We start from the raw sequence: 9,541 nt of genomic DNA on the forward strand, positions 1-9,541 counted from the left end.
CGGGCGGCGCTCAGCCCTTGACGGCGCCGGCGCTCATGCCCTGGACGAGGTACTTCTGCACGAAGGCGAACACCAGCACCACCGGCACCGCGGCGACCACGCCGCCCGCGGCCAGCGCGCCGAAGTCCACGGTGTTCTCGCCGATGGTGGTCTGCAGGCCCACCGGGACGGTCTGCAGCTCCGGGTCGTTGAGGAACATCAGCGCGAACAGGAAGTTGTTCCAGCTGCCGATGAAGGCGAACGAGCCGACCGCGACGATGCCCGGCCGCAGCAGCGGCAGCACCACCGCGAGGAAGGCGCGCAGCCGGCCGCAGCCGTCCACCATCGCCGACTCCTCCAGCTCCACCGGCACGTTCTTCACGAAACCGCTCATCAGGATCATCGCCAGCGGCAGCTGGAACACCGTCTCGGCGACCACCAGGCTCCACCGGGTGTCGATCAGGTGCAGCAGCTGGAAGACGTTGAACAGCGGGATCAGCATCATCGCGCCCGGCACGAACTGGGTGCACAGCAGCGCCAGCATGAACGCCCGCCGCCCGCGGAACGCGAACCTGGCCAGCGCGTACCCGCCCATCAGGGCGAAGAAGGTCACCGACACCAGGGTCAGTGCGGCGATCAGCACGCTGTTGGTGAAGTAGGTGCGGAAGCCCATGCCGTTCCACACCGTGTCGAAGTGCTCGAAGGTCACCGGCCAGGGCACCAGCGCGGTGGAACCGGCCGGGCGCAGCGCGAACAGCAGCATCCAGTAGAACGGCACCAGGGTGAAGAGCAGGTACAGGCCCAGCGGCAGGAACAGCCGCAGCGCCCGTCCGGCGCCCGCGCGGGCGGCGGCGCCCCGGGAGGAGCGGGCGGCGGGCCGGTGGACGGCGGGCAGCCGGGTCGCGTCGGCGCTCATCGCTGCACCCCCTCGCCCCGGCCCTCGAAGCGGCTGAGCCGCAGGTACAGCACCGAGCAGAACAGCAGCAGCACGAAGGCCGCCGTGGTCAGCGCCGACCCGTAGCCGAAGTCGTAGGACTTGCGGGCCAGTTGGGCCACGTACAGCGGCAGGCCGGTGGTCGCCCCGGCCGGGCCGCCGTTGGTCAGGGTGTACAGCAGGTCGACGTTGTTGAACTCCCACACCGCGCGCAGCAGGGTGGCCAGCACGATCGCGTCCCGCAGGTGGGGGAGGGTCACGTGCAGGAAGCTGCGCACCCGGCCCGCGCCGTCGATCGACGCCGCCTCGTACAGGTCCTTCGGGACGGACTGCAGGTCGGCGAGGATCAGGATGGCGAAGAACGGTACGCCGCGCCAGAGTTCGGCCACCACCACGGCCGGGAACACGGTGTCCGGGTCGCCCAGCACCGAGGTCGCCGGATCGCCGAGGCCGAACTCGGACAGCTGGTGGAACACCCCGGTGGCCGGGTTGTACAGCAGCAGCCAGATCCCGGTGGTCAGCACCCCGGACACCGCCCAGGGCGAGAACACCAGCGCCCGGGCCACCGCCCGGCCGACGAAGGTCTCGTTCACGATCAGGGCCAGCACCAGGCCCAGCAGCAGTTGCAGCCCCACCTCGGCGGCCACCCACTTCGCGGAGAACACCAGGCTGTGCCAGAACTGCTGGTCGCCCAGCATCCGGGAGAAGTTGTCGAGCCCGACGAACGCGTCGTCGTACGGCTCGTTCACCACCCGGTGCTGCAGCGCGTAGTAGCCGACGCTGCCGAGCGGCACCAGTAGGAAACCGACCAGCAGCAGCACGGTCGGAGCGATCAGGACGTACGGGGTGAGCGCCCGGCGGGTGCGGGCTCCGTACGGACCGGCGAGCGTCACTGGGGAGCTCACCTCCTCTACATTCGTGGACGCCGTTCACATGCGTGGACACACTAGGGAGGGCGTGATGGGCAGTCAACCCTCTGGACGCGTAAGGATTTTGATTCTTCGTTCATGGATGTGTACTGCGATCAGAATGATGTATAACGCTGCTGTGGCGCCCGCGGCCCCGACCGCCCCCGTCCCCGCTCCCGTCCGTGCACCCTCCGCCCGCCGTCCCGCCGTTCCCCCCAGGAGAACCCCATGCCCGACACGCCCGACCGCCTGCGCAGCCGCCTCGACGGCCTGCTGTTCTTCCCCGTCACCGCCTTCACCCCCGACGGCAGCCTCGACACCACCGCCTTCCGTACCCACGTCCGGGCCCGCCTGGACGCGGGCGCGGGCGCCGTGTTCGCCGCCTGCGGCACCGGTGAGTACCACGCCCTCGACCTCGACGAGTACGAGGCCGTGGTCGCCGCCGCCGTCGCCGAGACCGCCGGAGCCGTCCCCGTCGTCGCGGGCGTCGGCCACGGCACCGCGCTCGCCCTGGAGTTCCTGCGCCGCGCCGAACGGGCCGGGGCCGACGGCGTCCTCGCCCTGCCGCCCTACCTGGTCAAGCCCTCCCAGCAGGGCCTGCTGCGGCACTACACCGACCTCGCCCGGGCCACCGACCTCGGCGTCATCGTCTACGCCCGCGACAACGCCGTCCTCGAACCCGACACCGTCGCCGCCCTCGCCGCCCTCGACAACGTCATCGGGCTCAAGGACGGCATCGGCGACCTCGACCTGCTGCAGCGCGTCATCAGCGCCGTCCGCACCACCCACCCCGGCCTCGACTTCCGCTACTTCAACGGCCTGCCCACCGCCGAACTCACCGGCCTCGCCTACCGCGGACTCGGCGTCACCCTCTACTCCTCCGCCGTCTTCTGCTTCGCCCCCGACCTCGCCCTCGCCTTCCACAAGGCCGTCAACGGCGGCGACGACGCCAGCGCCAACCGCCTGCTCGACGGCTTCTTCCGCCCCCTGGTCGAACTGCGCAACCAGGGCCGCGGCTACGCGGTCTCGCTGGTCAAGGCCGGCGTCCGGCTCGACGGCCTCGACGTCGGCACCGTCCGCGCCCCGCTGGCCGAACCCGACCCCGAGCACGTCGCCGCGCTCGCCGAACTCGTCACCCGGGCCCGCGCCCTGCTCTGACCCGTCCGCCGCCCGACCGCCCGCCGTCCGCCCGACCACCCGCTGCCCGACCGCCCGCCGCCCGACCGGACCGCAACCGGCCGGGCGGCCCCGGGACGACCCGCCCGGGGACGACCCGCCCCGGGCCGGGCCCGCCGACCACCAGGAGCCCCCGTGCGCGCCTCCGCCTTCCTCTACCCGTGGGACGTCACCGGCGACCCCGCCGCCCCCGAACTGCTGGCCGGGCTCGGCCTGCACGGAGCCACCCTCGCCGCCGCCTACCACTCCACCCGGGCCCTGACCCCCCGCCACCCCGCCCGCCGGATCGTCACCGCCCCGCACTCCGCCGCCTACTACCCGCCCGACCCCGCCCGCTGGCACGGCCGCGCCCTGCGCCCCACCGCCCAGCACTGGCTGGACGGCGCGGACCCGTTCGGCGAGGCCGCCACCGCCCTCGCCGCCGCCGGACTCGACGTGCACTCCTGGGTGGTCCTCGCCCACAACTCCCGCCTCGGCGACGAGAACCCGCGCTGCACGGTGCGCAACGCGTACGGCGAGCACTACCCCTGGGCCCCGTGCATCGCCCAGCCGGAAGTCGTCGAGTACTGCGCCGACCTGGCCGCCGAGGCCGCCGTCCGGCCCGGCACCACCGGCACCGAACTCGAGTCCTGCGGCTGGTACGGCCTCACCCACCTGCACGCCCACGACAAGATCGGCGGCGTCCCGCTCGGCCCCGCCGGACAGTTCCTGATGTCGCTGTGCTTCTGCCCCGCCTGCCGCACCGGCTACGGCCCCGACGCCGCCGCCCTGCACGCCGCCACCCGGACCGCCCTGGAACCGCTGTGGCGCGGCGCCCCCGAACCCGACCTCCCCGAGGAGTGGGCCCGGATCGAGCACCTGCTGGGCGCCGACCTCGCCGCCACCGCCCGCACCCACCGGCTGGCCGCCGCCCGCCGCCTCCAGGCCGCCGCCGTCGCCGCCGTCCGCGCCGCCGCCCCGCCCGGCTTCCGGATCCTGCTGCACGCCGACCCCGTCCCGCACCGCAGCGGCCCCAACCCCGGCGTCGAGGCCGACTGGCTGCTCGGCCTCGCCGACGGCCTGGTCCTCCCGCACCACCTGCTGCCGCTCGCCGCCCCGCACCGCCGCCCCGGCACCGTGCTCGCCGCCAACCGCCCCGTGGTCGCCGCCCTCGGCGGCGGCCCGCCACAGGACGTCCCGGACGCCGACGAACTGCGCCTCTACCACGCCGGGTTGGCCTCCGACACCGACCTGGCCGCCGTCCGGCACCTGCTGAACCCGCCCTGACACCACCCCCGCACCCCCACCCCACCGAGCCCGCCCGGGCACGCCGACGCCCGCGCTTGCGCCCGCGTCTGCGCCCGCGTCTGCGCCCGCGTCTGCGTCTGCGCTCGCGTCTGCGTCTGCGTCTGCGTCTGCGCTTGCGCTCGCGGTCGTGCCTGCTGCTGCGCCTGCGCTCGCGGTCGCGCCTGCGCCTGCGCCTGCGCTCGCGGTCGCGCCTGCGCCTGCGCCTGCGCCAGCGCTTGTGCCTGTGCCTGCGGTCGTGCCTGCGCCTGCACCCGTGCCCGCCACTGCGCTTGCGCCAGCACCTGTGTCCGTGCCCGGGCCCCTGCCCCCGCCCGTGCCTGCGGCCGCGGGGTGCCGACGCCACGTCGGCACGCCCGCGGCCGCAGGCCGTCGTCTCAGCGCTCCCACGGCCGCCAGCCGTCGGTGCCCGTCAGGTACGCCTCCCGGGTGTGCGCGGCGGCGGTCTCGGCGGTCAGCTGCGGCCGGTTCGCGGGCACCGGCACCCGCGCGCCCGGCCCGGTGTTCGCGTACTCGGCGAAGCGCTGCTGCTGCCACGGGTAGGCGGCCGACATGTTCGCGTACGGCTCCGCCGGGTCGATGCCCGCGCCGAGGTGCGACCGGCGCACCGTCAGCATCGGCCAGGCGGTGGTGTCGCTGCTCGGCACCCACGGCCGCGCCAGCCGGAAGGCACCGGCCGGCGCGGTGCTGGTGAAGGCGCACCGGGTGGCCAGGAAGCCGCGCGGGTTCGCCCGGGCGGTGCTCGGGGCGAACACGAAGCCCTGCGGGACGGAGTCCAGGTCGGTGCGGGCCAGGATGCGCAGCTCGCACCGGTCCAGGACGGCGGTGGCCCGTCCGAACACGAAGTCCACGTCGCCCTCCACGTAGCAGCGGCCGTAGTACTGCCGGGCGAAGGAGCCCAGGCCCGCCGAGTCGGCGTACAGCGTGTCCTGGTGCCCCAGCAGGCGGCAGCGCAGGAAGGCCGTCCGGTCGCCGGTGGCCTTCACGGCCACCGCCTGGGTGCCGGTCCAGCCGGGGTGGTCGGCGCGCAGCCAGTCGTTGGCGAAGGTCGCGTCCGCGGCGGTGAAGCCGTCGGCCAGCACGGTGAAGGTGGCGCTGCCGGTGGTGCCGTACGTGCCGCCGCCGGGCTTCGGGGTGCCCGCCGCGTTGTCGTGCACCACGACCACGTCCGCGGCGCGGCCGGTCGCGCCGAGCACGGTCAGGTGCCTGCGGTCGGCCGGGACGCGCACCGGCGCCCGGTAGGTGCCGGCCGCCAGGACGAGCGTCCAGCCGGTGGCCGGGTCCTCGTTGGCCGGGGTGGCGTCCACGGCCTCCTGGACGGTGCGGTGGTCGCCGGACCCGGCCGGGTCCACGTACAGCGTGCGGGGGTCCGGCCGGTCGGCGGGCGAGCCGTACCGCCCGGGACGGGCCGGGGCGGCGGCGGCCGCCGGGGCGGTGGTGAGACCGGCGCCGAGCAGGGCCCCGGCGGCGGTGAGCAGGACGGTGCGGCGGGTGGGCACGGGCGTTCCTCCTGGCGGGACGGAAGGGCGGGGGAGGGGCAGGACGGCGCGGGCCCCGGCGGGAGGGTCTCGCCGGGGCCCACGCGGTGGGGGTGCGCGCTGGGGGCGCGGGGGCTCAGAGCCGGCCGGCGCCCGCGCCCGCCCTGACCTTCCCGGGGACGGCCGCCGCGGGGTCCACCTTGGTGCGCAGGGTGGGCGTCCAGCCGGCGTCGGTGCCCAGCTGCTTGGCGGGGTTGGCGGCGTTCCAGGCGGCGACCAGGTCGGTGGTGGTGCCGTTGACCGAGTTGCCGCTCGCGGTCAGCGCGGTGCCGCCCCAGTTGTAGAGCACCTTGGCGGCCGTGATGCCGGAGGGCAGCGCGAAGTAGTTGTTCTGCGCGACGATCTGCGAGGCCTTGCCGACCCCGATGCCGTACTCGTACTCCCCGGCCGCCGGTGCGTAGTAGTTGTTGTAGGTGTCGACCTGCCCGTAGCGGACCCGGGGCGCGCGCTGCACGGTGTTCTGCCACAGGTTGTGGTGGAACGTCACCCGCAGGTGGCCCGCGTCGGTGGCGGAGGCGCCGTCGCTGTTGCCGATCAGGTTGGTCTTGTCGTGGTCCTTGAACACGTTCCAGGAGGCGGTGACGTAGTCCGCGCCCTTCACGACGTCCAGCAGCCCGTCGTGGACCTCGTAGATCCGGCCGAAGTACGTCGGCAGGCTGGAGTCCGGGACGGCGCCGTCGGAGAAGGTGTTGTGGTCGACCCAGACGTGGGTGGCGCCGTAGACCGTCATCGCGTCGTACTCGGAGTTCCAGTTGCCGGTGGCCCCGTCGGTCGGGTCCCACTGCGGGAAGCAGTCGGCGGCGTTCTCGAACGACAGGTTGCGGACGATCACGTTGTCGACGTTCTTCACCACCAGGCCGCCGCCGCGCAGCGTGCCGCCGCGGACGCCCACGATGGTGGTGTTCGCGCCGACGTTGACCTGCACCTTGTCGGCCTGCTTCTTCTGCGAGGCGGCCCGGGCGTCCTCCAGGGCGCCCGAGGGCTCCTCGGCGGTGCCCCAGACCTGCGGGTCGTAGGCCGCCAGGTACGCGGGCAGCGAGTAGCCGTCGGTGGCGTACGCCGAGCAGTCCAGGTGCCGGCCGGAGTCGTCGGAGTTGAGGTCGATGACGCCCGAGACGTAGATGATCTTGGGGGTGGCGTTGGAGCCGTTGCCGGAGTTCTCGCCGCCGAGCGCGGCCACCAACTGGGCGCGGGTGGAGACGGTGAAGGTGTGGGCGGCATCGGCCCTGCTGCCGCCGGTGGTGCCGGTGGTGGCCGACGCCCAGCCGTCCTTCGCGGGCAGCACGGAGCGGCCGAGGTCGGCGGCGCGGGCGGGCGGGACGCAGGCCAGCGAGCCGCACAGGGCGGCGACGGCGAACAGCGGGCCGGTGGTGCGGACGGAGCGGGGCAGACGCATGACGGGGCTCCTCGTCGAGCTGTCGGGTGGGGGTGCATGCGTGCGGTGCGGTGCGGTGCGGGGCGGCGCGGCGCGCGTGCGGGGCGCGTGCGCTGCGGAGTGCGCGTGGTGCGGGCGGACGCCGTTCCGGTTCACGTCCGTGAACGCCGGTCGCATCCGTGTCCGCAACCTAGGGAGCCCCGCGCAGCCCTGTCAAGGCGTCCGACGCCGGAACGCGACGGCGCCCCGCACACGGGGTGCGGGGCGCCGAAAGGTACATGACGCCGCGTCAGCGGCTCCGGCCCGGCCGGCTCACAGGTGGCGGGTGGCCAGGGTCAGCCTGTCCCGGGCGTCGAACAGCGCGTCCCGGATGGTCTGCTCGCGGCCCGGCGTCAGCCGCGCCACCGGCACCGACACCGACACCGCGTCCCGGGCCGGGGTGCGGTACGGGATCGCCACGCCGAAGCAGCGCAGCCCCAGCGTGTTCTCCTCCCGGTCCACCGCGTAGCCGCGCGTCCGCACCTCGGCCAGCTCCCGCAGCAGCCCCTCCCGGTCGGTGTGGGTGTGCTCGGTCAGCGGCTCCAGCCGCTCCGGCAGCAGCCGCCGCACCGCCTCGTCGCCCAGCGTCGCCAGCAGCGCCTTGCCGTGCGAGGTCGCGTACGCGGGCAGCCGCCGCCCGATCCGGGTGAACGGCCGCAGGCTGTGCTGGGACTGGCGGGTCGCCAGGTACACCACGTTCGCCCCGTCCAGCCGGGCCAGGTGGATGGTCTCCCCGGTGTCCTCCGCCAGCACGTCCAGCGCCGGGCGGGCCGCGGCCACCACCGCGTCCCCGTCGATGTACGAGCTGCCCACCAGCAGCGCCCGCACCCCGATGCCGTACCGGGTGCCGGTCGCGTCCGTCTCCACCCAGCCCAGCTCGGCCAGCGTGCGCAGCAGCATGTACAGGCTCGACTTCGGGTAGCCGGTCTGCTCCTGCACCTCCGCCAGGCTGTGCATGCCGGGCCGGCCGGCGAAGTACTCCAGCAGCTCCACCGTCCGGACGGCGGACTTCACCTGGGCGCCGCCGCCCGGGCTGGTGCCGCTCTGGGCGGCGTTGGTCGGCGAGGGCATCCTTGACCCCTTCTGTCCCGCGGCGTATCGTCCCGCGAAGTTCAAATAGTTGACTGTCGTTCAGCATACTGAACAAGTGGCTGAACAGGTGAGGGTTGCCGGACCGTCCGGCCCGCGGCCGACCGCACACCGCCGCGCTACCGGACGCTACCCGACCCCGCCACCCCACGAGGAGGCCCGCGCCATGACCGCCGAAGCCCGCCCCGGCGCCCCCGTCCCCAGCACCGACCCGCGCACCGGAACCGTCCGCGCCCACCCCGCCCGCGAAGCCGGGCCCGCCGACGTCCACCGCGCCGTCACCGCCGCCCACCACACCCTCGACGCCCTCGCCGACCGCCCCCGCCGCGCCGCCCTGCTGCACGCCGCCGCCGACCTCCTCGACGCCGCCCGCCCCGAGATCCTCGCCGCCGCCGACGCCGAGACCGCCCTCGGCGAAACCCGCCTCACCGGCGAACTCGCCCGCACCACCCACCAGTTGCGCACCTTCGCGGAGACCGCCGCCGACGGCGGCTACCTCGACGTCCGGATCGACCCCGCCGACCCCGCCACCGGCCGCCCCGACCTGCGCCGCACCAAGACCCCGCTCGGCGTCGCCGCCGTCTTCGCCGCCGGCAACTTCCCGCTCGCCTTCAGCGTCCCCGGCGGCGACACCGCCAGCGCCCTCGCCGCGGGCTGCCCCGTCGTCGTCAAGGCCCACCCCGGCCACCCCGAGACCGGCGAACTCTGCGCCCGCCTGCTGCGCCGCGCCGCCGAGAGCGTCGGCCTGCCCGCCGACGTCCTCACCACCGTCCACGGCTTCACCGCCGGCACCCACCTCGTCCAGCACCCCCTCACCGCCGCCGTCGGCTTCACCGGCTCCCTGCGCGGCGGCCGCGCCCTGCACGACCTCGCCGCCGCCCGCCCCCGCCCCATCCCCTTCCACGGCGAACTCGGCAGCCTCAACCCCGTCCTCGTCACCCGGCGCGCCGCCGCCACCCGCCCCGAGGAGATCGGCACCGGCCTCGCCGCCTCCTTCACCCTCGGCCACGGCCAGTACTGCACCAAACCCGGCCTCGTCCTCCTCCCCGCCGGACACCCCGCCCTCGAGAAGGCCGCCGTCACCGCCGCCGCCCAGGTGCCCGCCGTCCCCCTCCTCGACCCCCGCATCCGCGACGCCTACCTCACCGGCGCCGCCCACCGCACCACCCTCCCCGGCGTCGAGGTCCTCCTCGCCCCCGGCCCCGCCCCCACCCCCGAA

8 protein-coding genes are annotated in these 9,541 nt (G+C 75.0%); 3 read left to right on the plus strand and 5 right to left on the minus strand.

Annotated features, from left to right (window positions below):
- Positions 1–10: 10 nt before the first annotated feature.
- Entirely contained in the window at positions 11–895 is an 885-nt protein-coding gene (locus OO57_RS18395; RefSeq protein WP_051777918.1) for a carbohydrate ABC transporter permease, read from the minus strand.
- Entirely contained in the window at positions 892–1,818 is a 927-nt protein-coding gene (locus OO57_RS18400; protein WP_033253605.1) for a carbohydrate ABC transporter permease, read from the minus strand. Before OO57_RS18400 ends, OO57_RS18395 begins: the two co-directional genes overlap by 4 nt.
- Before the next feature lie 231 nt (positions 1,819–2,049).
- Here OO57_RS18400 and OO57_RS18405 point away from each other — a divergent pair, with 231 nt between their 5' ends.
- Positions 2,050–2,979 carry a 5-dehydro-4-deoxyglucarate dehydratase gene (locus OO57_RS18405; RefSeq protein ID WP_033253606.1) on the plus strand — a complete coding sequence of 310 codons (930 nt, stop codon included), beginning with the start codon at positions 2,050–2,052 and terminating at the stop codon, positions 2,977–2,979.
- A 153-nt stretch (positions 2,980–3,132) separates the two neighbouring features.
- A complete protein-coding gene (locus tag OO57_RS18410; protein WP_033253607.1) occupies positions 3,133–4,263 on the plus strand; it encodes a hypothetical protein in 1,131 nt (376 codons plus the stop codon).
- Between the two features lie 395 nt (positions 4,264–4,658).
- Here OO57_RS18410 and OO57_RS18415 read toward each other — a convergent pair whose 3' ends face one another.
- From OO57_RS18415 to OO57_RS18425, 3 genes are all read right to left on the minus strand, one after another.
- Entirely contained in the window at positions 4,659–5,780 is a 1,122-nt protein-coding gene (locus tag OO57_RS18415; protein ID WP_033253608.1) for a pectinesterase family protein, read from the minus strand.
- Between the two features lie 115 nt (positions 5,781–5,895).
- Positions 5,896–7,215, minus strand: a complete 1,320-nt coding sequence (locus OO57_RS18420; protein ID WP_051777919.1) for a pectate lyase family protein — start codon at positions 7,213–7,215, stop codon at positions 5,896–5,898.
- 291 nt (positions 7,216–7,506) lie between these two features.
- Positions 7,507–8,304: an IclR family transcriptional regulator gene (locus tag OO57_RS18425; RefSeq protein WP_051777920.1), complete on the minus strand. Its 798-nt coding sequence runs from the start codon at positions 8,302–8,304 to the stop codon at positions 7,507–7,509.
- 184 nt (positions 8,305–8,488) lie between these two features.
- On the opposite strand from OO57_RS18425, the gene OO57_RS18430 reads away from it, so the two are divergent.
- Positions 8,489–9,541, plus strand: a 1,053-nt coding sequence (locus OO57_RS18430) for an aldehyde dehydrogenase family protein (RefSeq protein WP_033253609.1), incomplete at its 3' end; no start/stop codon positions are given.

This window comes from Kitasatospora phosalacinea, from assembly GCF_000717185.1.
GTDB lineage: Bacteria > Actinomycetota > Actinomycetes > Streptomycetales > Streptomycetaceae > Kitasatospora > Kitasatospora phosalacinea_A.

Excerpts from the sequence above, each read along its gene's own strand:
- OO57_RS18395 (WP_051777918.1), bottom strand. The coding sequence starts at position 895 with ATGAGCGCCGACGCGACCCGGCTGCCCGCCGTCCACCGGCCCGCCGCC.
- OO57_RS18420 (WP_051777919.1), bottom strand. The coding sequence starts at position 7,215 with ATGCGTCTGCCCCGCTCCGTCCGCACCACCGGCCCGCTGTTCGCCGTC.
- OO57_RS18405 (WP_033253606.1), top strand. The coding sequence starts at position 2,050 with ATGCCCGACACGCCCGACCGCCTGCGCAGCCGCCTCGACGGCCTGCTG.
- OO57_RS18425 (WP_051777920.1), bottom strand. The coding sequence starts at position 8,304 with ATGCCCTCGCCGACCAACGCCGCCCAGAGCGGCACCAGCCCGGGCGGC.